Genomic DNA, 24,035 nt, shown 5'->3' on the forward strand with positions numbered 1-24,035 from the left:
TCAGAGGTTCACCCGGCCCACGAGGTTGACCTTGATGCCCAGGCGATCGAACATCGCGGCCTTCGCGGCGAGCGCCTTGTCGGCGGTCTCGGCATCGGGCGCGTAGGCGACCTGGGCGTGGTTGGCCTTGTGGCGCGCCATGAACTGGTCGCGCGTCACGTCGTGCAGGACGACGTTGGCGATCGGCCACTCCGGGTTCGTCGCGTCCTTGCGTCGCTGCGTCTCCGCCGCGGGCAGCTCGACGACGGTGGCGCGGAAGATGTCCGCCTGCAGGATGCCCTCGGCGATGAAGACGCGCGAGATCACGACCTCGCCGGGCTTGGAGACGCCGTTGATCGTCGCGCCGCCGGCGGGGAAGAACACGTGGCCCTGGCGCCATCCCTCCGCGTTCTGCCATCCGCCCAGGTGGGATGCGGGCACCGACCCGGAGATCTCGTAGACCCACACGAACTCGCCGTCGAACTCCTCGCCCCAGCGCACGTCGTGGAGCGTGTTGTCGGGCACGAGCCCCATCGCGCGCCACACGCGGTCGGTCACCAGCGCATCGACCGCGACACCTTCGTCGGCCTCGTTGAAGTGCGGGAAGGCGCGGCCGGCGTGCAGCTCGCGCGCTCCGTCGCGGGAGGACACGGGGGGCCGTTCCGTCGAGTTGAGGATGCCCTCGGCGAGATCCGACGCAGGCACGAGGTCCTTGAGGCCCTGCTGGTACTGGATGCCGACGGCATCCAGCCCGAAGTCGTCCGCGATGCGCAGGGCCGCGATGTACATCTTCATCTGCCACTGCACCTGCTCGCGCGTGAGCTCGGTGGCCGCATCCTCGCCGTAGACGAACGTCATGCCGTGGTCGATCAGCCAGTCGTACGCGGCATCGGCCTCGGCGTCCGTCACCCGCAGCATCTCCGCGTACAGCGCGGACTGCGACAGGCGCTCCTTGTAGACGCCGATGCGGTTCAGCAGCTCGTCGTCGAAGATCGCGTTGTACATGCCCATGCAGCCCTCGTCGAACACGCCGATGATGGCCTTGTCCGTGAGGAGCTCGTCGCCGAGCGCGCGCCCGAGGGCGACCTCCGGGGTGTCGGGCAGCTCCGGCAGCCGGCGGACGTGGGATGCGTCGTGCACGATGCATCCGGTCTCCACCCATTCGCGCAGCCCGTCGCGGAACCAGTCGTCGGTGAAGTCGACCGACCACGTCGTCGCGTAGGGCTTCCCCATCTTCGTGAGGCCGGCGTTGAGCCCGAGGAGGCCGACGAGCCCCGGCCAGTCCCCGGCGAAGTTCGCGACCGTGAGGATCGGCCCGCGGTGCGTGCGGAGGCCGGCGAGGACGTGGTGGGAGTACTGCCAGTTCGCGATCGCGACGACGAGCGGCGCATCGGCGGGGATCTTCTTGAAGACCTCCATGCCCATCCGCTGGCTCGAGATGAACCCGTGGCCCGTCGCGGGATCGACGCCGAACGGACGCACGACCTGCCAGCCGAGGTCGTTCAGCACGCCGGTGACCCCGGCCTCGAGCTCGACCTGCGTCGGCCACCCGGCGATGTTCGCGGATTCGCGCAGGTCGCCCGAGGTGATGAGGTAGGCCGTTCGCTCCGGGGCGTCGGGACGCACGTGCGTCGCGGGCATGGCGTAGTCGGTCATGTCGTCTCCTGTGGTGTGAGGTTCTGTCGCGCGGGGGCCGGCGCGTCGTCGCGCTGCGCGGCCGCGAGCTCGTGGGCGATGGTCTTGGTGGCGGCGTACAGCCGCAGGTAGCGGTCGAAGAGCGCGTCGTAGGCCGCGGCGTTCTCGGGGCGCGGCTCGACGAGGTCGGCGACCGGGTTCCAGTCGCGGATGCCGGGCGCCTCCCCCGCCGGCGCGACCGCGCACGCCGCGAGGAACGCGGCCCCGTAGCTGGCGCCGATCGTCACCTGCGGGACCTCCTGCACGAGCCCCGTGGCGTCCGACACGATCTGCAGCCACAGCGCGCCCTGCGTGCCGCCGCCGACCGCGACGATGCGGCGGATGTCGGCGCCTGCGGCGCGCATCGTCTCGACGTTGTGCCGCACCCCGAGGGCCGTGGCCTCGAGGGCCGCGCGATACAGGTCGCCGCGGCCGTGATCGAGGGTGAGCCCCGCGATGACGCCGCGCGCGTCGGGGTCGAGGATCGGCGTCCGTTCGCCGGCGAAGTACGGCAGCATCGACAGGCCCCGGGCGCCGACGCCGGAGTCGGCGGCCTCGTCGAGGAGGGTCGGGTAGTCGGCATCCGTCAGGTCCTTGATCCAGGCGGTGAGCGCACCGGACGTCGAGAGCCCGCCGGCGAGGTTGCGGGTGCCGGGGAAGGCACCGACCGTCGTCCACATCGAGGGCGTGCGAAGGGTCTCCTCGCCGGTGGCGACGAGGAACATCGTCGTGCCGTACATGAGCAAGAGGTCGCCGACCTCGTGCGCTCCGGCGCTGACGGCCTCGCTCCACGCGTCGATCGTGCCGACGATGACCGGCGTGCCGGCGGGGATCCCGGTGGCGAGGGATGCGGCATCCGTCATCGTGCCGGCGACGTCGCCTGCCCACCGGAGTTCCGGGCGCTCGATGCCGGGCGCGTAGGCGTCCCACCACGGCTCGTGCCAGGCCTCGGCATCCACGTCGTAGAGCGGCGAGACCTGGCTCGCCGACTCGTGATCGAGGACGTAGGCGCCGGTGAGCCGGCGGGCGAGCCAGGATGCCGGCATGAAGAGCCGCTGCGCGCGGGCGTAGGCGTCGGGCTCCTCGTCGGCGATCCACGCGATCTTGGGGCCTCCGGCCTGGGTGGTGAGCTGCGACCCCCCGACGCGGGTGATCGCCTCGACGCCGAGGTCGGCCGTCATCCGCTCGATCTGCGCGACGGCGCGCGTGTCGACGCCGTACAGGATCGCCGGGCGGACCGGCTCATCGGCCTCGTCGGCGAGCAGGATGCAGGGCCCCATCCCGCTCACGCCGACGGCGGCGATCTCGGCATCGGGCGCCTGGGCGAGGAGTTCGCGGGCGAGGCCGGCGAACTCCTCCCACCAGACCCGGCTGTCCATCTCGACCCACCCCGGATGCGGGCGGTCGACGTCGTGCGCGACGGTCGCGGTCGCGACGATCCTGCCGGCGGATTCGCTGGAATCGATATCGACGAGAACGCCCTTGCTGCTGGACGTGCCGATGTCGACGCCGAGCGTGCACTTCATCGGATCCTCCTCGATCACAGCGTGCCTGCGGGGTCGCGTTCTCGCGACGTGCACTCACGTTACACGAAATCGATTTCATGAACAATCGACGAAACGACCGTTTCCCGTGAAACCTCGTGCCCCCGGGGGAGTCAGGCGCGAGTGGTCTCCGGCGCGGCGACCGGCGTGGCGGTCGCCGGTACCGTAGACGACGCGGCGGCCGACGAGCGCGTCGCCGAGGATGCCGGCGCCGCGGTGCGGGCCGGCTGCAGCTCGTTGCGGAGCACGATCGTCCGCGCGGGCTGATCGTCGCCGTTGATGCGCTCGAGCAGCATGCGGGCGGCGGTCACGCCCATGTGGCGCGCGGGCAGCCGGACGACGGTGACCACGCTGGGGGAGAGCGTCGTGAACGGGAGCGATCCGACGACGGCGACGCCGACGCGGGGAGGCGTGAGCCCATGCTCGGTCAGCACCTGGATCGCGCCGACGCCCAGCATGTTGTTGGCCGCGACGACCGCGTCGGGAGGCTCCGGGAGGGCGAGCAGCTCCTCCATGACATCGCGGCCGCCGTCGACGCGGAACGTCGAGAAGCGCAGCAGCTCGTCGGGGTCGGCGTCGGGGAAGTTGCGGGCGATCACAGCCCGCCATCCCTGTGCGCGCTCGTACGCCGTCTCGATGTGCTCGGGGCCGGTGATGCATGCGATGCGGCGATAGCCGGACTGCACGAGGTTCTCGGTGGCCGCCTGGCCGGCGGTGCGGTTCGCCATGACGACGCCGTCGATGTCGTAGCCCGTGCCGCGGTCGACCGCGACGACGGGTCGCCCGGCGGCCATGATGTCGTCGAGGTTGGTGTGGTCGGACGCCGCCGCGAGGATGACGCCCGCCATATGCTCCGAGATCGCGATCTGGAGGTAGGTCGACTCCTTGTCGAGGTCCGAGTCGGTGTTGCACAGCACGACGGAGTACCCGGCGCTCTGCGCGACGTCCTCGACGCCCCGCGCGAGCTCGGTGAAGTAGGGGTTCTCGATGTCGGGGATGACGAGCGCGATGACCTCGGACTCCTGGCGCCGGAGCGTGCGCGCCGTGCGATTCGGGCTGAAGCGCAGCTGCCTCGCGGCCTCGCGGACGGCGAGCGCCTTCTCCTCGGACACCCCCATGCCGTTGAAGACCCGCGACACGGTCGCCGGCGAGACGCCGGCGAGCTTCGCGACTTCGTAGATCGTGGCCATGGCTCCCCCTGCCCGACTCTTCCGTCGAGTCGGTGCGTCAACATTACATTGTTGAAATCGATTCCACCCCTGTGAGCCTCAGACGGCGTCACACATGCACGATGCGCGCATCCAGCCGGCCGCGCGCGCACGCCACCTCGACGTCATCGCCCGACACCGTGACCGTGCCGTAGCCGGTCGACGAGAACCACGGCCAGCGACCCTCCCGGGACACCGTGATCGTGCCCTCCAGCTCGTCGACCCGCACGCCCGAGGTCGCCTGCAGCACGGTCCAGCCGGCCATCGCCCGAGCGTAGTGGTCGCCGCACTCGATCTCGTTGTACGGGTTGCGGCGGCTCCCGTCATGCCTCGTCCACAGGCCGTCGAGCACGGCCGCGCCCTCGGCATCCAGCCCCTCGAAGAGGCAGTGGGCGGCGACCTGGTACTCGATGCCGCTCCACACCTCGTCGGCGTACCGCGTGGGGACGGCGGGGCGACCGCCGTCGGGCCACGAGCACATGAGCAGCCCGGTGTCGTCGGCGTCGGCGTACACGCGGTAGGTGTGCGCGAAGTCGCGGAACCCGCGGCGGAGGTTGGTCGCGACGACGTGGCGCAGGGCGCTCCGGACATGCCCCTCGGGAAGGATGCGGCCGAGCCCCAGCTGGTGCGCCCACCACTGGCCGATCACCTGATCGCTGAGCGTTCCGGTGAGCCACTGGAAGTCGACGGGATCGCCGTCGTCGAGCTTCTGCACGTAATGCACGCCGTCGAAGAGCAGCTCGTCGTAGAGCTTCGACCCGGACGCGAAGCGGCGGCGGGCGTCGGTCGCGGCATCCTCGTCTCCGACGATGCCGGCGAGCCGCTCGTAGGCGAGGAGCGCGGCGAGCCACAGCGAGCCCATGAACGGGTTGACGCCGGCGAGGTCGATGTCGTGGGTGCTCGGCTGGATGCCGCGCAGAACGCCGTCGCCGTCGGCATCCCACCGCTCGCAGATGTGCGCGTACAGACGACGCAGCGCGGGCCAGCGTCGGTCGACCCAGTCGCGTCCAGCGCCGTGCTGCGCGTCGCGGAGCGACTTCAGGATCGTCGCGAGCATGCCGTCGAGCGCCGGCTCCTCCGGGCCGCCGATGGCCTCGTGCCACATCTGCGGCAGGTAGGTCGGCACACGCAGGCGGTGCGGGATGGCGCCCGACGGCGCTTGCATGACGTCGAACTCGGTGTCGCGCATATCGCGCTCGAGCGCCGGCCACAGTCCTGCGAGCGCGGCCTCGTACTGCCACACGTGCGTGCAGTTGAGCGGGCACGATCCGCCGAAGGACCCGGACCACATCGTCGTCGACGCGCCGAGCGATCCCTCGTAGCCGTAGAACCGGCCGTCGGCGCCGACGAAGCACGTCGGGCTGCGCACGAGTGACGCCTGGGCCGCCAGGCGGTCGACCGTGCGGGCGTCGAGGTCGGAGCGTGTCAGGGTGCGCGTCCAGTCGCACGTCTGCGCGACGAGCGACTCCCAGTCGCGGGCGACGGAGGCATGCACGTCCACCGCATCGAGGTGCCGCAGCGCGTAGGCGTTGCCGAGGTGGAAGCGCGATGCGCCCCACTGCGCCTGCGGCTGCCCGAACTGCTCGACGTCGACGAAGCGGTTCGGGAACCACCACGTCATGCAGAACCGGATGGTGCGGCTCTCACCGGGCTCCAGCCAGAACGGCACCCCCACGACGCCCGCCCACGTGGATCCAGGCGCGCTGGGGCCTGCACCGTCGGCCGGTGCGTTCAGCTGCGGATCGGCGACCGTCGGCGCCTGCGCGAGCCTCGCGCGCCCGTCGTTGAGCGCACGGGACTCCAGGAACGCGACGAGGTGCTCGAGGCTCGCGCAGCGGGTGAGCACGGCGGCGCTCTCGTCGTCGGCGGCCAGCAGCATCTGGCCGGCGAGCTCGTGCGACTCGTCGAACGCCGGGTTGTCCATGACGACGCGCGTCCAGCCGCGGCCGCGCACGAGGCGGTTGACGTTGCCGCCGAGGCCGGGCGTCGCGGCGATCATCGGGTCGTCGCCGATCGGGGTCATGCCGTCCCAGCCGACGGCGTTCAGGAGCGAGCCGGCGAGCGTACCGTGCGCAGCGATGTCCGATGTGTTGGTGAGGGTCAGCTCGAACATCGCGGTCGGGATGCCGCTGGTCTCGGCGTCGCCCGGAACGAGCGGGTTCAGCACCCGCAGGTCGACGGCCACGGGGTTGCGTTCGTCGCGCAGGGCCACCTCGGCGATCGGGTAGGTGCCGCTGAAGCTCGCGTCGCGGAAGGAGCCGACGCGATCGGCGGCGCGCCGCATCCATCCGGGCACTTCCGCGTCGGTGACGAGCGGCGCCGCGGGGTCCGCGACCGGCTCGCCCTGCACCATCGTCACGAGGTCGAGGGGCGGCTCGATCTGTGTGACGCGCATCCAGAATCCGGTCAGCGGCAGGGCACCGCGGTGGTTCGGGATGCCGCGCAGCTGCCACTGCCGGAGCGATCCGTCGGCGTTGACGGCGAACCCGCCGGTGCCGATGCCGCCCACCGGCATCGCCAGCGCGGGCACCTCCCGGTGCGGCAGGCGCTGCTCGAGGATGTCGGCCATGTCGTCCCATCGGTTCGGTTGACAGTCGCGGGACGCCCCGCAAGACTGAAACGTGAAATCGATTCCAAACGTACTCGATCTTCCCCCTCGACAAGGAAGTCCTCCGTCATGAACTCTCATCCCGCAGCCTCCCTCGCCGCCCTCCGCACGGTGCAGACACGCTCCATCTCGCCCGAGAACATCGACGGAGCCGTGGGCGGTGGCGGTCGCGCGACCGAGGGGACCGGGGCGTCCTGCGCCCGCGACCTCGGCCCGGGCTGGAAGATCTCGCCGAGCGTCGACGTCAAGGCGGGCGAGACGTTCGAGCTCGCGAACATCGCCGGCGCCGGGAAGATCACGCACATCTGGATCACGACCCACACGGACAACTGGCGCACGCTGATCCTGCGCGCGTACTGGGACGGCGCCGAGGAGCCCGCCGTCGAGGTGCCCTACGGCGACTTCTTCTGCAACGGGTGGGGCGTGTTCGCGCAGGTCGACTCGCTCATGGTCGCCGCCAACCCGCACGGCGGCTTCAACTCGTACTGGCCGATGCCCTTCCGCGACGGCGCACGGCTCACGATCGAGAACACGTCGGTCGTCGACGTGCGGGTCTACTACCAGGTCACGTACGAGACGGGCGGTGATCACTCGCAGGACGGCTACTTCCACGCGCAGTGGCGGCGGTCGAACCCCCTCGACGAGCTCGTGCCGCACACGATCGTCGAAGGCGTCGAGGGTCAGGGCCAGTACGTCGGCACGTACATCGCGTGGGGCGTGAACTCCAACGGCTGGTGGGGCGAGGGCGAGATCAAGTTCTACCTCGACGACGACACCGACTACCCGACGATCTGCGGCACCGGCACCGAGGACTACTTCGGCGGCGCATGGAACTTCGACATCCCCGGACAGGGCTACACCGCCTTCTCGACCCCGTACCTCGGCATGCCGCAGGTGATCCGGCCCGACGGCCTCTACGTCTCGCAGCAGCGCTTCGGGATGTACCGCTGGCATGTGGCGGACCCGATCCATTTCTCCACCGGCCTGCCGAAGGTCGACATCCAGGCCCTCGGCTGGCGGAGCGGATGGCGCTACCTGCCCCTGCGCGACGACATCGCCTCGACGGCGCTGTTCTACCTCGACCGCCCGACGGCCCGGCGCCCGAAGTCGCCGAGCGCCGACGACATGGAGGTCCACCTAGGCACCGCCCCCGTTCCCGACCTGGGCGCGACCCCGCCCCGGGCCTGAGGTCGTGCGAGGTCGCGGCGCGATCGTGGGCGTGATCGCGGCATCCGCCGCCGTCCTGGCGGGCTGCTCCGCCGGGGGCTCCTCGTCGGCGCCGGGCGGCATCTTCCCCAGTGCCCTGCCCGGCGCGGCGTTCTCCGCGCGGGTCGCCGACGCCAACACCGCCGTCGGCGTCTCCGACGGCGACCTGTGGCCGAGCTGCTGGGCGGACGACGACGCGCTGTATGCCGCGAACGGGGACGGATCGGGCTTCGGAAGCACGCGGAGCGACATCGTCGTGAACCGCATCACCGGATCGCCGGCATCCGGCGACCTGAACGGGACGGGGCTCGCGAGCGGGGATGCCGTGGGACAGGTGTGGTCCGGGAGCGACTTCACGCGCAAGCCGACCGGGATGCTGTGCGTCCACGGCGCCCTGTATCTCGCGGTGCAGGACCTCCGGAAGGACTTCAACGAGGCGCCCGCGGCGACGATCGCGAAGAGCACCGACCACGGCCGCACCTGGACGTGGGATCACGCGAAGCCGATGTTCGCCGACCACGTCTTCACGACGATCTGGTTCGCCGACTTCGGGAAGGATGCGGCCGCGGCCCCCGACCCGGAGTACGCCTACGCGTACGGGCTCGACGGCAACTGGCGCGACTCGTTCGACGACTCCGTCCCCGACCCCACCGAGCTGTTCCTCGCGCGCGTGCCCGTGGCATCCGTCCAGGACCGCTCGACGTGGGAGTTCTACGCGGGCCCCTCGACGGGCTCGGGGACCGGGGCGGGCTCGGGGACCGCGAAGGACGCGAAGCCGACCTGGACGCACGACATCGCGGCCAAGAAGCCGATCCTCGTCGACGCGCGCCGCGTCCACCCCTCCGACGGGGCGAGCGCGACGCCTGGCCAGACGGTCGGCGCCCACGACCTCAGCGTCCTGTCCCAGGGCGGGGTGACCTATCTGCCGAAACTCGGGCGCTATGTCTACACGTCGTGGACGGAGCTCACGTACGAGTTCTACGAGGCGAAGCATCCGTGGGGGCCGTTCACGCGGTTCCTGTCGGAGGACTCGGGCCGTACCCCTGGACCGACGCGCGTCACGGCGGATACGGCACGACGATCCCCTCGAAGTTCGTGTCCGACGACGACCTGACGATGTGGGTGCAGTCGAACGTCTGCCCATGCGCGCCGGCCGGCATGTCGTCGTACTGGTTCGGGCTGCGAAAGCTCGAGCTGAAGCCGAAGAGCTGATTCCGGAGGATCTCATGGCCATCGCACACTTCCCCGACCTCGAAGGAAAGGTCGTCGCGGTCACCGGCGGCGGCCGCGGCATCGGGCTCGCAACGGTTCGGCGCTTCGTCGCCGAGGGCGCGCACGTCGTCGTCATGGACCTCGGCATGACCGTCGGCGACATCGGCGAGGCGGACTCCGACGGGTGGCAGCGCGTGAGCGGGGAGCTCCATGCCGACTTCGCGGACGTGGACGTGACCGACGAGGATGCGGTGGCGTCCTTCGCCACGGCCCTCGAGCGGCGCCTCGGCCCGCCAGACGTCGTCGTCAACGCGGCCGGCATCGTCCGGTCCGCGAGCGCGGAGGACATGAGGCTGAAGGACTGGCGACAGGTCGTGGAGATCGACCTCACCGGCACCTTCATCGTGTGCCAGGCGCTCGGCTCGCTCATGCTGCGCGCGGGACGCGGCTCGATCGTCAACATCGCGTCGATGAGCGGCAGCATCAGCAACTACCCGCAGAAGCAGTCGGCCTACAACGCCGCGAAGGCGGGCGTCGCGCACCTGTCGCGGACGCTCGCCGGCGAGTGGGCCGACCGCGGGGTGCGCGTCAACGCCGTCTCGCCCGGCTACATCGCGACCGAGCTGACTGCGGGTGTCATGGCCGCCGACCCGGACATGGGCGCGCAGTGGGTGGCGCGCACGCCCATCGGCCGGGTCGGCACCCCCGAGGAGGTGGCCGAGGTCATCCTCTTCCTCGCATCCGATGCGAGCAGCTTCATGGTGGGCTCCGACGTCACGGTCGACGGCGGCTACACCGTGTGGTGACGTCCCGCCGTTCGGGCGGGCGAACAAAGGAGAGAGTCAATGACGCCTCACAGACGCAGAGTCCTGACCATCACGGCCGCTGCGACGGCCGCGGTGGCGCTGTGCGCGGTGACGACGATGTCCGCCCAGGCACGTGCGGGTGACGCATCCACCGAGCGGACGGCGGAGGTCCCGGCGCCCGCCGCACAGCCCTCGGTGTGGCAGCCGGGGGCGCACACCCCGGTCACGGTCGTGCAGAAACTGACCGGACCGGACGCGCCGAACAACACGTGGGGACGGTGGGACATCAAGGCCACCGACCTCGGCATCATGTGGGATGACGGGCAGGGTCGGGTGCTCACCGCGTTCGGCGACACGTTCGGCAACGCCTGGACCGGCCCCGGCGGCGGCTCCGGCCCGAACGGCGACTGGCGCAGCAACGTGCTCACCCGTTCGAGCTCGCACGACCTCGCGGACGGGATGCTCTTCGAGAGCGCACCGCAGTCGCCGCAGGGCATCGCGAAGCAGCTCATCCCATCGAAGAAGATCAACGGCGACGAGATCACGACGATCCCGACCGCGGGGATCTCCGTCGGCAAGCGCCAGTACATGGGCTTCATGTCCGTGAAGCAGTGGGGCCCGCCAGGCGTGTGGGACACGAACTACGCCGGCATCGCCTACTCCGATGACGACGGCGAGAACTGGACCGTCTCCGACACGAAATGGGAGAACACGCCCGCCGGCGACGACCCGTTCCAGATGCAGGCCTACGCCGAGAAGGGCGGCCAGATCTACGTCTTCGGCACCCAGAACGGCCGGAACGGCCCGGCATCCGTCGCCCGCGTCCCGGCGCAGAAGCTCCTCGACAAGTCCGCCTACCGCTATTGGGACGGCACGGGCTGGAACAAGAGCGAAGCGGCGGCGAAGCCGATCGTGGACACTCCCACGAGCGAGCTGTCCGTGCAGTACGACGCGTACAGCGGGCGCTACCTCATGATGACCCTGATGGGACCCGACATCGTGCTGCGCACGGCGGTGAACCCGGAGGGCCCGTGGAGCGATCCGCAGACCGTCGCGAGCGCGGCCGACTATCCCGCCCTCTACGGCGGGTACTTCCACCCGTGGAACAAGGACGGCGTGATCTACTTCACGATGTCGCAGTGGAGCCCATACAACGTGTACCTCATGCGGATGCAGATCGACCGCCAGGGGAACATCGTGAATCCGAACCTCGTCAACAACGCGAGCTTCGAACGCGGCGTGCCGATGGGCGACGGGACGAACGGCACGTGGGCCTGCACGCCGAACTGCGGCATCGACACCGCGCCGGCGAGCGCGTTCACGGGTGACCACAACGCGTTCGTCCGCTTCAACAGCGGGTGGCGCAACGTGTGGCAGAACGTCGACGTGCAGCCGAACATGACGTATCAGCTGACCGGATACATCCGGACGTCGGTCAACAGCGACGCCGGATACTTCGGCGCGCGGACGACGGACGGCAAGGTCATCTCCGAGGCGCACTTCGTGTCGGTCGGTCCGTGGACGCGCTTCACGGTCGACTTCGACAGCGGCGCGAACAGCACCGTGCAGGTCTACGGCGGCGTCTGGACCAACAGCGGCGACATCTGGATGCAGCTCGACGACGTCGCGGTCATCAAGAAGTGACACCCGGCATCCACCGCCCGTCTCGCCCGCGGCGGGCGGTGGATGCCTCCGACCTCGTCTAGATGGTGCGAGCCCGGGGCTATTGGCCGAGACCGGGCCCATCGCGCTCAGCCTCGCGTGAAGTCCCCAGTCTCACCCGAGACCGGGCGTGATGCCGGCGGGCGGCGGGGTGTACGGCTCGGGGAGGGCGATCATGTGCCTATGAGGGGAGACGGGCGGCGCGCGAGAGCGGCGCGCGCCCACGCCTGGACGATGTCGGCCGTCTCGCCCACGGTGAGACCGTCGGTGTGGATGATGCGTGGCGCCCATCGCGGGTCGCCCATCGACCAATCGTCCCAGCGGTCCCACCGCATGGGCACCGAGGTCTCGACGCGGATCACCTCCGGGAGATGCCGCGGATCCAGCGCGTGACCGCGGAACCACTCGCCGAATCGGACGTGGTGGATCAAGGCCTCCTCAGGGTCGCCGCGCCCTCGCAGGCGTGCTTCGCGGACCGCCGGCGAGCAGTGCAGGACGCACACGGCGATGCCGTCGAGACGATCGGCCGACGGAGCCGCGAGCAGCTCACCGATAGGCACCTGACCGCACAGCAGCAGGTCGGCGCCGGCATCCTGCGCGACCAGCGCGCGCTGCACCCAGCTCTCGATCGCCCCGTGCCGCCACGCCGTGTCAGCCCCCGAGGGGACGCCGATGGAGTCGAACTCGACGCACTCGACGGGCCGCCCCCAGCGAACGGCGCGCAGCCGCTCGAGGACGGTCGACTTTCCCGACCCGCTGGCGCCGGTCAGCGACAGCAGCATCGGCCGCGAGCCGTCGTCACGATCCGCATCCCTACTTCAGGCCCGCCAGCTTGATGTTGCCGATGATCTGCCGCTGGAAGATGAGGAACAGGATGATCACCGGCGCCGCCGCGAGGACGGACCCGGCCATGAGGAGGCCGAGCTCTGCGCTGCCGCGTCCCGTGCGGAACGTCGCGAGGTACTGCTGCACGACGAACTTCTCGGGGCTCGTGATCGTGAGGATCGGCCAGACGTACGAGTTCCAGTACGCGAGGAACGCGGTGATGCCCATGACGACGAACGGCGGCTTGGAGAGCGGCAGGAACAGGGAGAAGAAGATGCGGACGCGTCCGCATCCGTCCAGCATCGCCGCCTCCTCGAGGCTCGCCGGGATGCTGAGATAGAACTGCCGGATGAAGAAGATCATCGCCGCGGTCGCAGCCCCCGGGACGACCAGGACGGCGAGGCTGTCGAGCATCCCCAGGTCGGTCACGACGATGAAGCTCGTGAGCAGGATCGTCATCCCCGGGATGAACATCGTCGTGATGACGATGACCCAGAGCGTGCGCTTGAACCGGAAGTCGAGACGGGCGAACGCGTAGGCGGCGAGGGAGTTGACGGACAGCGCGAGCAGCGTGAACAGCAGGGCCCCGAGGAACGTCCATCCCATCGTCAGGAGGAAGGTGGGGTCATCGAGGATCTGGACGTAGTTCCCCCACTTCCACACCTCGGGGAAGAACTGGAACGGCGTCGAGACGACCTCGTTCTTCGACTTGAAGCCCGCGATCACCAGCCAGAGCAGCGGGAAGAGCGCCGCCAGGACGAACACCGCTCCGACGAGCGCCTTTCCGATCGTGTAGAACCACCCTGCCGTGGTGCGCTTCGGACGCCGGCGGACCGCTGCGAGCTCCTGTGCGACGACGGCCATGTCAGTCCACCAGCCTCTCTGAGTTGACGAATCGGAAGATGAGCGCCGACACCGTGCCCAGCACGACGAAGAGCAGCAGCGCGGCGGCGATCGAGTACCCCACGTTCACGTCGTTGGTGAAGTGGTTGAAGATGAACAGGTTCGGCAGCGTGGTCGAGTCGAGCGGCCCGCCCTGGGTCATGATGAGCGGCAGGTCGAGCTGCTGGATGGCTGCGACGAACCCGGTCACGAGCAGGTACAGGATGATGTTCTTCATCTGCGGAATCGTGATGAAGAAGGTCTTCTGCCACCAGTTGGCGCCCTCCATCGCGGCGGCCTCGTAGTACTCGGCGGGGATGTCGACCATCGCCGCCACCATGATGAGCGACGTGAGACCCATGCCGAGCCAGATCGCCGGAATGGCGATCGACAGCAGCGCCCACTTCGGGTCGCCGATCCAAGCGACGGGACTGATGCCGAAGAGCCCGAGGCCGGCGTTGAGCAGACCGCCCGAGTAGTCGTAGATGATCACGAAGATGATCGACGTGATGACGGTCGAGATGATCGTCGGGAGGTAGATCGAGACCTTCAGGACGCTGGCGGCACGCCGGGAGACGGCGACGACGAGGCTCGAGAAGGCGAACGCGAGGATCAGCATCGGCGGCACCGTCATGGCGACGAACACGAATCCGCGGCCGATCGCCGCCCAGAACAGCGGGTCGGTGAGGACGTTGACGTAGTTGCGCCAGCCGACGAACTCCGGGTCCTTGTAGAAGCTCCAGTCCTGGAAGGACAGGTATCCGGCGTAGATCGCCGGCCAGATGACGAAGACGCCGAGGAGGGCGATCGCCGGCAGCACGAGCCAGTACGCGACCTTCCCATCCCGGTACACGTACTTCTTGTGCCGCCTGCGCTCCTGACGCGGATCACCCACCGTCATCACCTCGGTGACGGTCCTCGGAATCTCCGTCGCGGTCATCGTCCCACCTCGCTGTGTCCGTTTCGCACGATTCGGGGGCCGGCAGCTGCCGACCCCCGAATCGTCATGGCATCAATTCTTCGGTGCCTTGCTCGGCAGGTCCTGCTGCTGGATCACCTTGTTGATCGCGTCGTCCGCCGTGCTGATCGCGGCATCGGGCGAGGCCGCACCCTTCATCACGGCTTCCATCGCAGTGCCGACGGCCAGCGAGACGTCCCACGGATAGGTGGGCTCCGGAATCGCGGTCGGAGCGATCTCGTTGATGAGGATCTTCGACCACGGGGCATCCGCCGACTTGCTGTCCTTCGCGACGGCATCCTGCACCGCCTGGCGCACGGGGATCTTCGTGAACTGCGTGTTGACGAAGAAGGGCACGACGTTCGCCGGGTCGCCCGCGATCGCCCACTCGAGGAACGTGCCCGCGGCGTCGGCGTGCTTCGACTTCGCGTCGATGACCCACTTGAAGTTGCCGAGCGTCGTGGCCGTGCGGCCGTCCGCGTTCGGCGAGTTCGGGAACGCGCCGACGCCCGTCTTCGTGAGCAGGTCGGGGTAGGACGAGCCGATCTCGGACATCATCCACGATCCGGAGACCTTGAAGGCGACCTTCTCCTGGCCGTAGTCCTTGCCCTCGACGTAGGCGGCGAGCGCCTGCTTGGGCATGTAGCCGTTGTCCCACAGCTGCTTGTACTGGTTCATGAGGGCGCGGTACTCGGGGTTGTCGATGTCCGGCTTCGTCCAGGTGGAGTTGAGCGCCGTGTGACCGCTGAAGTTGTACTGCTGGCCGACCGTCGACCACGCGAAGGTGACCGCGTCACCGGCGGGCGAGATGCAGTACTGCCCGTCCTTCAGGGTCGGCTTGATCTTGGCGCAGTCCGCCATCAGCTCGTCCCACGTCGTCGGGCCCTGGCTCGGGTCGAGTCCGGCAGCCTTCATCATGTCCTGGTTCCAGAACAGCACGGCCTGCGCCTCCATGAGCAGCGGGTACGCGTAGTACTTGCCGTTGAGCTCGGAGACGGACTGCGCGAACGGCATGATCTCCTTAAGGGCCTTACTGCTGACGACCTTGTCGAGGTCGTAGAGCTGTCCGGCGTTGACCGCATCCTGGATCGGCCCCGAGTGGGTGTAGATGTCGGGTGCTTTGCCGGCCGCCTGCGCGGCCTTCATCTTCTGGTCCCATGCGTCGGCGGGGACCTCGGTGTCGACCACCTTGATCTTGCTCTGGGACGCGTTGAACTTCTTGACGATGTCCTTGTACCAGGCGTTCTCCGGCGGTGTGAACGTCCGGTGCCAGAACTGGATCGTCGTGACGCCGTTGGCGTCGCTGCTGCCTCCGCTGCCGGAGCAGCCGGAGAGGATCAGTCCCGCTGCGGCGGTCGCGGCGACGATGGCCGCCAGCCTGCGCGTTCTCTTGTGCATTCGTCCCTCCTCAGGAACTCGACTCATCGATGAGTCGTCGCTGTGTGCGGTCGATCTCGACTGCCGGCCCCGCGGATCGCGTGCGATCCGTGAGCATCCTCGACCTCGTGGGCCACGTTAGACGAAATCGATTTCAAGCGCAATCACCGAAATGTCTCCGACACGCTGCGAGCGGGGCCGGAATCGGCCTGCGCGCGTGCATGGAGCACCCCTGGAAGTGCGGAATCTCGCATCCACCGTCCTTCATGGTCACTGAAGCATGCCGTTGTATCGATTTCACAACGTCACGGCTTCTTGTCGAGATCGATCGAGAACCAGAAGACGTTGTACGGCCCCCAGAGCGACATCGTGAAGTAGATGCGCCTGCCGCCGTCGGTCACGTAGCGCGGATTCATGTACGGCGAGTACAGGCCCGGGTACTCGGATGACGACGCCATCTCGATCGGATCGCCCCACGGCCCCCACGGCGTGATGCCCTCGCGGATGTACGCGTTGCCCCCGTCGGAATACGTCATGAGCCAGCGGTCGAGGTACGTCGACCACATGACGGAGAGTTCGCCGATGGTCCCATCGACGACGACCTTAGCGTCGGCGGGCTTCGCGCCCCACCGCGGCGACCCGCCGGGGTCCGTGCCGGCGAAGTAGGAGTACGCGCGCGGATCCTCCACCGCCGAAGTCGTCGCGGGCACTCTCATCAGCTCGACGCTGCCGAACCGGCCGGCCGGGATGCCCCAGAAGTACACGTACTCGGTGCCGCCCTCGTCGACGTGGGCCGTCGCGACCTGGACGAAGTTGGAGTCGCCGGGCCACGTGGGCGCCTTCAGCTTCGTCCATGTGCGCCCTTCGTCGGTCGACTTCGCGAGAGCGGAGCGGTTCGCGTCCCACTCCCCGGCCGCACCCCAGTGCCGGACCGACATGTACGAGATGTAGAGGGTGTCGCCGACGGCGAAACCGTAGGTCGGGATCTTCGTGACCTCACCGGTGCCGTCGTTCGCGTCGTGGTCTCCTTCGACGAGCGGACTCGCCAGGCCGACATCGTCGACCGGCCGCCATCCGTCGAACGTGATGCCGTCCGACGGATCGGTGTCCGTCGTGTACGCGGAGACGTTCGATCTCCAGTTGCCGCCCTGCCCGCCGATGGCCTTCGGATCGCGCTCGCCGAACGTGTCGCCGAAGAAGAAGAACGTCTTGTCGCCGAGATTCGTCATCGATCCGAGGTCCGTGCCCGCGACCGCGACCTTCTCGGTGTCATTGATCGCGCCGGGCCCGGTCAGCTGGGCGATCTGCTGCAGATGCTCGACGCCTCGCAGGAGGAAGGGCTTGTTCGGGTTCGTGTCCACGGGCGTCCCTCCGGCGCTGCAGGCTCCGAGGACGACCGCGAGGGCGATGGATGACGCGGCCGCGGCCGCTCGGCGGGCTCGCGGGGTGCGCTCGCGCGGCATGGTCCTCCTCGATCAGGTTGCCGCAACGCTACCCGATCTCGAAATCGATTTCATGTCCGCGAATGCGCCCCGCTCACGCCCCGTCGAGTCCGCGGGCGGCGAGCCACGCTTTCGCCACGCGCTTGGGGGCCTTCACGAGCCACGCGTCGCTGACGACCTCGGCGAGCAGATCGGGCGCGATGTCGTCGAGGCGGATGAGCACCGCCGGGTAGCCGTCGAAGTGCGGGATCGTGAAGATCACGTCGGGGAACGAGGCGAGCAGCGCCTCCTTGCCCTCTTCACCGTCGGTGCGGACGCCGATGACGACTCCCGGCGGCCATTCGCGCCCGAGCGCCTCGAGCGCGGCGAGGTCGCTCTTGCGGGGACCGCGCTCCCACGCGTACATCCCGGTTCCGACGCGCCACGCGATCCCGCCGCCATGCCCCTCGATGCTCTCCACGGACTGCGGGAGCGTGCGCGCGATGGCGCGGACGTCGTCGATCGTCGCCATCTCCCCATCCTGCGTCGGGAGGGCCGGGAGCACCAGCGATCGCGGACATCGGCTCTGCCGGTAGCATCCAGGGATGCGGATCGGGATGATGCTCAACTACTCCGGCGGCTTCCGCGAGGCGGCCGACGAGGTCCAGCGGCTCGAGGCGGCCGGACTCGACCTCGTCGTCGTGCCGGAGGCCTACTCCTTCGACGCGGTGAGCCAGCTCGGCTTCCTTGCCGCGCGCACCAGCACGATCGAGCTCGCGAGCGGCATCCTGCAGCTCTACACGCGCACGCCGTCGCTCACGGCGATGACCGCCGCAGGGCTCGACTACGTCAGCGACGGCCGCTTCACACTCGGCCTCGGCGCCTCCGGCCCGCAGGTCGTCGAGGGGTTCCACGGCGTGCCGTACGACCTGCCGCTCGGACGCACGCGCGAGATCGTCGACATCTGCCGCATGGTGTGGCGGCGCGAGAAGGTCGAATACGCCGGACGCTCGTACACGATCCCGCTCCCGGCGGATCAGGGCACCGGGCTCGGCAAGCCGCTGAAGCTCATCAACCACCCTGTGCGCGACCGCATCCCGATCGTGCTCGCCTCCCTCGGGCAGAAGGCGGTCGCGCAGACCGCGGAGATCGCCGAGGGATGGATGCCGACCCTCTACTACCCGGAGAAGGCCGATGCCGTCTGGGGCGACGCCCTGGCGGCGGGCGCCGCGAAGCGCGACGCGAGCCTGGGCACGCTCGACATCTTCGCGAACCCCGCGCTGTACATCGGACTGGGCGCCGAGATCGCCCTCAACGTCGTCAAGGAGCACATCGCGCTCTACGTCGGCGGCATGGGCGCCCGCGGCAAGAACTTCTACAACGAGGTCGCGACCCTCTACGGCTACGGAGAGGATGCGGAGCGCATCCAGGAGCTGTACCTGTCCGGCCGCAAGGAGGAGGCGGGCGCGGCCGTCCCCGACGAGTTCGCCCGCGGCATCAGCCTCATCGGCTCGCCGGCGGAGGTCGCCGAACGCCTCGCTGCCTTCGCGGCCGCGGGTGTCACGACGCTCACCGTCACGCCGGTCGCCCGCACGGCGGAGGACCGCCTGCGCCTCATCGAAGGGCTCGTGCAGCTCGCCGGCTGACGGTCTGCGGGGCGCCGCATCCACCGAGACGCGCTCTCGCGTCCACCGCACCCGGCGACGCCGGGTGCGGTGGACAGATGAGGGAGTATCGGCGTCGGCCGTCCGCGCTGACATCAGCGCATCCGCGGAGGTCAGCGGATCCCTCCGAGGCGAGCGGGTTCCTCCGAAGCGAGCGGATCCCTCCGAGGTGAGCGGATTCCGCCGAGGTGAGCGGGCTCCCGCCGAGGTGAGCGGATCCCTCCGAGGTCAGCGGATTCCGCCGAGGTCAGCGGATCCCTCCGAGGTCAGCGGATCCCGCCGAGGTGAGCGGGTTCCCGCGACACGCGCCGCGACGCGATGCGCGACAGCGGGAATAGCTGATCTCGGCGCGAGCGCCGGGGCCGCCGCATCCACCGAGACGTGCGCTGCCGTCCACCGCACCCGGCGACGCCGCGCGCCGCGGACGTGGATGTGTGTTTCAGCGTCCGACCCGTCGGGCCAGCCGAGCCCCGCCGACATCAGCCGGTCCCGCCGACATCAGCGGAGCGCGCCGAGACTCCCCGCGACGCGGTGCGCGACCGCGCGAATCGCTGATCTCGGCGCGCATGGCCGGGGCGGCATCCACCGAGACGCGCTCTCGCGTCCACCGCACCCGGCGTCGCCGCGCGCGCCGGACGTTTCAGGGAGTATCGGCGGCGGAGCCGCGCGCGTCAGTCGGCATCCGGGGCGGCGTCAGCGTCGGCACCGCGCGTCAGTCGGCATCCGGGGCGGCGTCAGCGGCGGAACCGCTCCCCCGTCGACGGCGGAGCCGCGCACCCCAGTCAGCGGCGGAGACGCGCGCGTCAGTCGGCGTCGGGGGCGGTATCGGCGGCGGAGCCGGTGCCGAGCTCTCCGCGCGGGTGCCACACCACGATCTCGCGGCTGCGGCGCACGCGCGTGCCCGACTTCAGCCGGATGACCGAGCCGCTCGCCTCGGCCGCGAACACGCGTGCGCCGGGCCGGTTGTCGATCTCGATCTGCACGCGCTGTTCGAGGATCTGCACGCGGCCGTGAAGTTCGCGCACCCGCTCCTCGAGCTCGAGGATGCGCACGATCGCCGGCAGGCTCATCCCGTCGGACGACATGCGCGAGACCTCGCGCAGCTTCGCGACATGGCGCAGCGAGTAGCGGCGGGAGCCGCCCTGGGTGCGCGCGGGCACGACGAGTCCGAGACGGTCGTACTGGCGGAGGGTCTGCGGATGCATACCCGACAGCTCTGCGGCGGCCGCGATCGCGAAGATCGGGGCATCGTCATCGATGTCGTGTCGATCTGCCATCGGGTTCACCTCCTTTCACCGACGAGAACAGGAGTTCCGGCGGATGCAGGACGTTCCTCGAGGAATCATCCTGTACTCGCCAGATCTCCTGTTCTGGACAGCATGTCAGGCCCGCGCCTTCGCCATCAGCTCGGCGCGCGGGTTCTCCTTGGGCTCCAGCTGCTGGAACCGCTCGAGCGCCTCGCGGGCCGCATCGTCGAGGTGCGCGGGCACGGCGACCTGGACCTCGGCGAGGAGATCGCCGGTGCCCTTGGAGGTCGTGACGCCGCGCCCCTTGACGCGCAGGACACGTCCGGACGGCGTGCCCGGCGCGACGCGCAGCCGCACCGGATCGCCGCCGAGCGTCGGCACCTCGATCGTGGCGCCGAGGGTCGCCTCGGTGAACGTGACCGGCACGGTGACGCGCAGATTCAGTCCATCGCGGGTGAAGACGGGATGCGGACGCACGGTGACCTGCACGACGATGTCGCCGTGCTCGCCGCCATCGGGCGACGGACGGCCACGGCCGCGCAGACGCACCTTCTGCCCGTCGGAGACGCCCGCCGGGATCTTCACCTTGAACGGCTTGCCGTCTTCGCCCTGCAGGGTGATGGTCTCGCCCTTCGTCGCGGTGACGAAGTCGACCGTGGTGCGGGCGGTGACATCGGCGCCCTTGGTGGGGCCGCCGAATCCGCGGTAGCCGCCGGTCGTCTGGCCGAAGCGCCCCGACCCGAACGAGCCGCCGCCCTGCTGGTTGAACATCGAGAAGATGTCGTCGAAGTCGCCGGCGGTCTGGTACCGCGAACCGCCGCGGCCCTGGCCGAACATGCTGAAGACGTCCTCGAACCCGCCCGCACCGCCCTGACCTCCGGAGCCCGCCTGGAAGCGGGCACCGGAGCCCATCGCACGGATCTGGTCGTACTCGGCGCGCTGGTCGGTGTCCGACAGCACGGAGTACGCCTCGCTGATCTCCTTGAACTTCGCCTCGGCCGCCGCATCCCCCGGGTTGGAGTCCGGGTGATACTTGCGCGCCAGTTTGCGATACGTCTTCTTGAGGTCAGCCTCGGTGACGTCCTTCGAGACGCCGAGGACCGCGTAGAAGTCCTTGTCGAACCAGTCCTGACTGGCCATCGAACCTCCTACTCGGCGGGAACCGCCACGACGACCTTCGCGGGACGCAGCTCGACGGAGCCGAGGCGGTATCCCGTCTCGACGACCTCGAGGATCGTGGTCTCGGTCACGCCGGGCGTGGGCTGCTGGAAGATCGCCTCGTGCTGCTGGGGGTCGAAGGCCTCGCCCGCGGCGCCGTAGGTGGACAGGCCCATGCGCTCCGCGACCGTCCGAAGCTTGTCGGCGATCGCGGCGAAGGGGCTGCCCTCTTCCAGGTCGCCGTGCTTCTCGGCCCGGTCGAGGTCGTCGAGGACGGGCAGGAGCCCCTTCGCGACGGCGCCCTGGGCGCGCTCGATCTCGACCTCGCGCTGCTCCTCGGTGCGCCGACGGTAGTTGGCGTACTCGGCCTGCAGGCGCTTGAGGTCGTTCAGAAGAGCCGACTCGAGGTCGGCGAGTGCCGCATCCTCAGCCGCGGCATCCGCGTTCTGCGCCGCACCCAGGATGTCGTCGACCGTGAGCTCGTCGTCCTGCGGCTCGGGGCCGGAGGCATTCGCCTCCGACCCCTCACCTGCCGGACGGACCTCGTCGTCGCCGTCACCCGGCGCGGGGAAGTCCTTGTCCGTCATGCTTACTTCTGCTCCTCGTCGTCGATGACCTCGGCGTCGATGACGTCCTCCTCGGGGTTCGGCACAGAGCCGTTGCCCGGGTCGGCGACGTTCGGGTCGCCCTGCTCGCCCTGCGCCTGCTGACCGGCGTAGATCGCCTCGCCGAGCTTCTGCTGGCTCTGGTTGAGCTTGTCGAACGCGTTCTTCACCGCGTCGTCGTCATCGCCGGCGAGAGCCGTCTTGAGCGCGTCGACATCCCCCTGCACGTCGTTCTTGACGTCGGCGGGCAGCTTGTCCTCGTTCTCCTTGATGAGCTTCTCGATCGAGTACGCGAGGGTCTCCGCCTGGTTGCGGGTCTCGGCCGACTCGCGGCGCTTCTTGTCCTCGGCGGCGTGCTCCTCGGCCTCACGGACCATGCGCTCGATGTCGTCCTTCGGCAGCGACGAGCCGCCGGTGATCGTCATCGACTGCTCCTTGCCGGTGCCCTTGTCCTTCGCGGACACGTGCACGATGCCGTTCGCGTCGATGTCGAAGGTGACCTCGATCTGCGGGATGCCGCGGGGAGCCGGCGCGATGCCCTGCAGCTCGAACGTGCCGAGCGGCTTGTTGTCGCGCGTGAACTCCCGCTCGCCCTGGAAGACCTGGATGGCGACCGACGGCTGGTTGTCGTCGGCGGTCGTGAAGGTCTCGCTGCGCTTGGTCGGGATGGCGGTGTTGCGCTCGATGAGCTTCGTCATGATGCCGCCCTTGGTCTCGATGCCGAGGCTCAGGGGGGTGACGTCGATCAGCAGCACGTCCTTGCGCTCGCCCTTGAGGACGCCGGCCTGGAGGGCGGCGCCCACGGCGACGACCTCATCCGGGTTGACGCCCTTGTTGGCCTCCTTGCCGGTCTCGCTCTTGACGAGCTCCGACACGGAGGGCATGCGGGTCGATCCGCCGACGAGCACGACGTGGTCGATGTCCTCCACCTTGATGCCGGCCTCGCGGATGACGTCGGCGAACGGCTTCTTGGTGCGGTCGAGGAGGTCCTTCGTGAGGTCCTCGAACTTCGCACGGGTGATCGTCTCCGACAGCGACACAGGGCCCGAGTCGGTCAGCGAGAGGTAGGGCAGGTTCACCGACGTGCTGGTCGACGAGGAGAGCTCCTTCTTCGCCTGCTCCGCGGCCTCCTTGAGGCGCTGCAGCGCGATCTTGTCGCCCGAGACGTCGACGCCGGTCGTGTCCTTGAACTGCTTGATCAGGTAGTCGACGAGACGCTGGTCCCAGTCGTCGCCGCCGAGGCGGTTGTCGCCGGCGGTCGCGCGCACCTGGATGGTGGAGAAGTCGTCGTCCTTGCCCACCTCGAGCAGGGACACGTCGAACGTGCCGCCGCCGAGGTCGAAGACGAGGATGAGCTCGTCCTCCTTGCCCTTGTCGAGGCCGTAGGCCAGGGCCGCAGCCGTGGGCTCGTTGATGATGCGCAGGACGTTCAGGCCCGCGATCTCGCCGGCCTCCTTCGTGGCCTGGCGCTCGGCGTCGTTGAAGTACGCGGGAACCGTGATGACCGCGTCGGTCACCGCATCGCCGAGGTACTGCTCGGCATCCCGCTTCAGCTTCTGCAGGATGCGGGCCGAGATCTCCTGCGGCGTGTAGGTCTTGCCGTCGATCGACTGGGTCTTCCAGTCGGTGCCCATGTGGCGCTTGACGGAGGTCAGGGTGCGGTCGACGTTCGTGACGGCCTGGCGCTTCGCGGTCTCACCGACGAGCACCTCGCCGTCCTTCGTGAACGCGACGACCGACGGGGTGGTGCGGAAGCCTTCGGCGTTCGCGATGACCTTGGGCTCGCCGCCCTCGAGGACGCTCACGACGGAGTTCGTCGTACCGAGGTCGATTCCCACTGCACGGGGCATATGTGTTCTCTCTCCTTGACGGGGGTCGCGACGGATGCCGCGGCCCGCTGTTGATCTATTGAAAATCGCTCGCGGCCAATGTTGAGTCGCGATGACTCAACCATACGCCGGCACGTCCCGCCCGTCAAATTAACTTGATATGAACACAC

Annotated in this window: 19 protein-coding genes; 5 read left to right on the plus strand and 14 right to left on the minus strand. The window is 69.2% G+C overall.

Going from position 1 to position 24,035, the window contains the following annotated elements:
- The 4 genes from QSV35_RS00170 to QSV35_RS00185 form a co-directional block, all read right to left on the minus strand.
- A complete protein-coding gene (locus QSV35_RS00170) occupies nucleotides 1-1,635 on the minus strand; it encodes a fucose isomerase (protein ID WP_286285492.1) in 1,635 nt (544 codons plus the stop codon).
- Nucleotides 1,632-3,179, minus strand: coding sequence for an FGGY-family carbohydrate kinase (locus QSV35_RS00175; RefSeq protein ID WP_286285494.1), 1,548 nt, complete (start codon nucleotides 3,177-3,179; stop codon nucleotides 1,632-1,634). The genes QSV35_RS00170 and QSV35_RS00175 overlap by 4 nt, the downstream gene beginning before the upstream one ends.
- Nucleotides 3,180-3,310: 131 nt before the next feature.
- Complete coding sequence (locus QSV35_RS00180) at nucleotides 3,311-4,387, minus strand: LacI family DNA-binding transcriptional regulator (RefSeq protein ID WP_286285496.1); 1,077 nt, start codon at nucleotides 4,385-4,387, stop codon at nucleotides 3,311-3,313.
- An 88-nt stretch (nucleotides 4,388-4,475) separates the two neighbouring features.
- Nucleotides 4,476-6,974, minus strand: a complete 2,499-nt coding sequence (locus tag QSV35_RS00185; RefSeq protein WP_286285497.1) for a GH116 family glycosyl-hydrolase — start codon at nucleotides 6,972-6,974, stop codon at nucleotides 4,476-4,478.
- A gap of 108 nt (nucleotides 6,975-7,082) precedes the next feature.
- Here QSV35_RS00185 and QSV35_RS00190 point away from each other — a divergent pair, with 108 nt between their 5' ends.
- The 4 genes from QSV35_RS00190 to QSV35_RS00205 all read left to right on the plus strand — a co-directional run bounded on the left by QSV35_RS00190 (nucleotide 7,083) and on the right by QSV35_RS00205 (nucleotide 11,881).
- Complete coding sequence (locus QSV35_RS00190) at nucleotides 7,083-8,201, plus strand: glycoside hydrolase family 172 protein (protein ID WP_286285499.1); 1,119 nt, start codon at nucleotides 7,083-7,085, stop codon at nucleotides 8,199-8,201.
- Between the two features lie 4 nt (nucleotides 8,202-8,205).
- Nucleotides 8,206-9,333 (plus strand): DUF4185 domain-containing protein, encoded by a 1,128-nt coding sequence (locus tag QSV35_RS00195; protein WP_286285501.1) that lies wholly within the window; start codon nucleotides 8,206-8,208, stop codon nucleotides 9,331-9,333.
- A 112-nt stretch (nucleotides 9,334-9,445) separates the two neighbouring features.
- Nucleotides 9,446-10,237 (plus strand): SDR family NAD(P)-dependent oxidoreductase, encoded by a 792-nt coding sequence (locus QSV35_RS00200; protein ID WP_286285503.1) that lies wholly within the window; start codon nucleotides 9,446-9,448, stop codon nucleotides 10,235-10,237.
- Nucleotides 10,238-10,276: 39 nt separating this feature from the next.
- Nucleotides 10,277-11,881, plus strand: a complete 1,605-nt coding sequence (locus QSV35_RS00205) for a DUF4185 domain-containing protein (RefSeq protein ID WP_286285505.1) — start codon at nucleotides 10,277-10,279, stop codon at nucleotides 11,879-11,881.
- Between the two features lie 191 nt (nucleotides 11,882-12,072).
- On the opposite strand, the gene QSV35_RS00210 is transcribed toward QSV35_RS00205, so the two are convergent.
- The 6 genes from QSV35_RS00210 to QSV35_RS00235 all read right to left on the minus strand — a co-directional run bounded on the left by QSV35_RS00210 (nucleotide 12,073) and on the right by QSV35_RS00235 (nucleotide 17,894).
- Entirely contained in the window at nucleotides 12,073-12,681 is a 609-nt protein-coding gene (locus QSV35_RS00210; RefSeq protein WP_286285507.1) for an AAA family ATPase, read from the minus strand.
- 31 nt (nucleotides 12,682-12,712) lie between these two features.
- Nucleotides 12,713-13,588 (minus strand): carbohydrate ABC transporter permease, encoded by an 876-nt coding sequence (locus tag QSV35_RS00215; protein WP_286285509.1) that lies wholly within the window; start codon nucleotides 13,586-13,588, stop codon nucleotides 12,713-12,715.
- A gap of 1 nt (nucleotide 13,589) precedes the next feature.
- Nucleotides 13,590-14,546 carry a carbohydrate ABC transporter permease gene (locus QSV35_RS00220; protein ID WP_286285511.1) on the minus strand — a complete coding sequence of 319 codons (957 nt, stop codon included), beginning with the start codon at nucleotides 14,544-14,546 and terminating at the stop codon, nucleotides 13,590-13,592.
- Nucleotides 14,547-14,618: 72 nt separating this feature from the next.
- Nucleotides 14,619-15,962 (minus strand): ABC transporter substrate-binding protein, encoded by a 1,344-nt coding sequence (locus QSV35_RS00225; protein ID WP_286285513.1) that lies wholly within the window; start codon nucleotides 15,960-15,962, stop codon nucleotides 14,619-14,621.
- A gap of 284 nt (nucleotides 15,963-16,246) precedes the next feature.
- The gene (locus tag QSV35_RS00230) at nucleotides 16,247-17,404 is read right to left on the minus strand and encodes a DUF4185 domain-containing protein (protein ID WP_286285514.1); all 1,158 of its coding nucleotides are present in this window, start codon (nucleotides 17,402-17,404) and stop codon (nucleotides 16,247-16,249) included.
- A gap of 73 nt (nucleotides 17,405-17,477) precedes the next feature.
- Entirely contained in the window at nucleotides 17,478-17,894 is a 417-nt protein-coding gene (locus QSV35_RS00235; protein ID WP_286285516.1) for an MmcQ/YjbR family DNA-binding protein, read from the minus strand.
- A 73-nt stretch (nucleotides 17,895-17,967) separates the two neighbouring features.
- On the opposite strand from QSV35_RS00235, the gene QSV35_RS00240 reads away from it, so the two are divergent.
- Nucleotides 17,968-19,008, plus strand: coding sequence for an LLM class F420-dependent oxidoreductase (locus QSV35_RS00240; RefSeq protein WP_286285517.1), 1,041 nt, complete (start codon nucleotides 17,968-17,970; stop codon nucleotides 19,006-19,008).
- Nucleotides 19,009-19,829: 821 nt separating this feature from the next.
- Here the strand turns inward: QSV35_RS00240 and QSV35_RS00245 are convergent.
- From QSV35_RS00245 to dnaK, 4 genes are all read right to left on the minus strand, one after another.
- Nucleotides 19,830-20,303: a heat shock protein transcriptional repressor HspR gene (locus tag QSV35_RS00245; RefSeq protein ID WP_286285519.1), complete on the minus strand. Its 474-nt coding sequence runs from the start codon at nucleotides 20,301-20,303 to the stop codon at nucleotides 19,830-19,832.
- Between the two features lie 105 nt (nucleotides 20,304-20,408).
- Nucleotides 20,409-21,413, minus strand: a complete 1,005-nt coding sequence (locus QSV35_RS00250) for a DnaJ C-terminal domain-containing protein (RefSeq protein ID WP_286285520.1) — start codon at nucleotides 21,411-21,413, stop codon at nucleotides 20,409-20,411.
- 8 nt (nucleotides 21,414-21,421) lie between these two features.
- Entirely contained in the window at nucleotides 21,422-22,018 is a 597-nt protein-coding gene (locus QSV35_RS00255; RefSeq protein WP_286285521.1) for a nucleotide exchange factor GrpE, read from the minus strand.
- A gap of 2 nt (nucleotides 22,019-22,020) precedes the next feature.
- Complete coding sequence (gene dnaK, locus QSV35_RS00260; RefSeq protein ID WP_286285523.1) at nucleotides 22,021-23,886, minus strand: molecular chaperone DnaK; 1,866 nt, start codon at nucleotides 23,884-23,886, stop codon at nucleotides 22,021-22,023.
- Between the last annotated feature and the right edge of the window lie 149 nt (nucleotides 23,887-24,035).

Source organism: Microbacterium candidum, assembly GCF_030315975.1.
GTDB lineage: Bacteria > Actinomycetota > Actinomycetes > Actinomycetales > Microbacteriaceae > Microbacterium > Microbacterium candidum.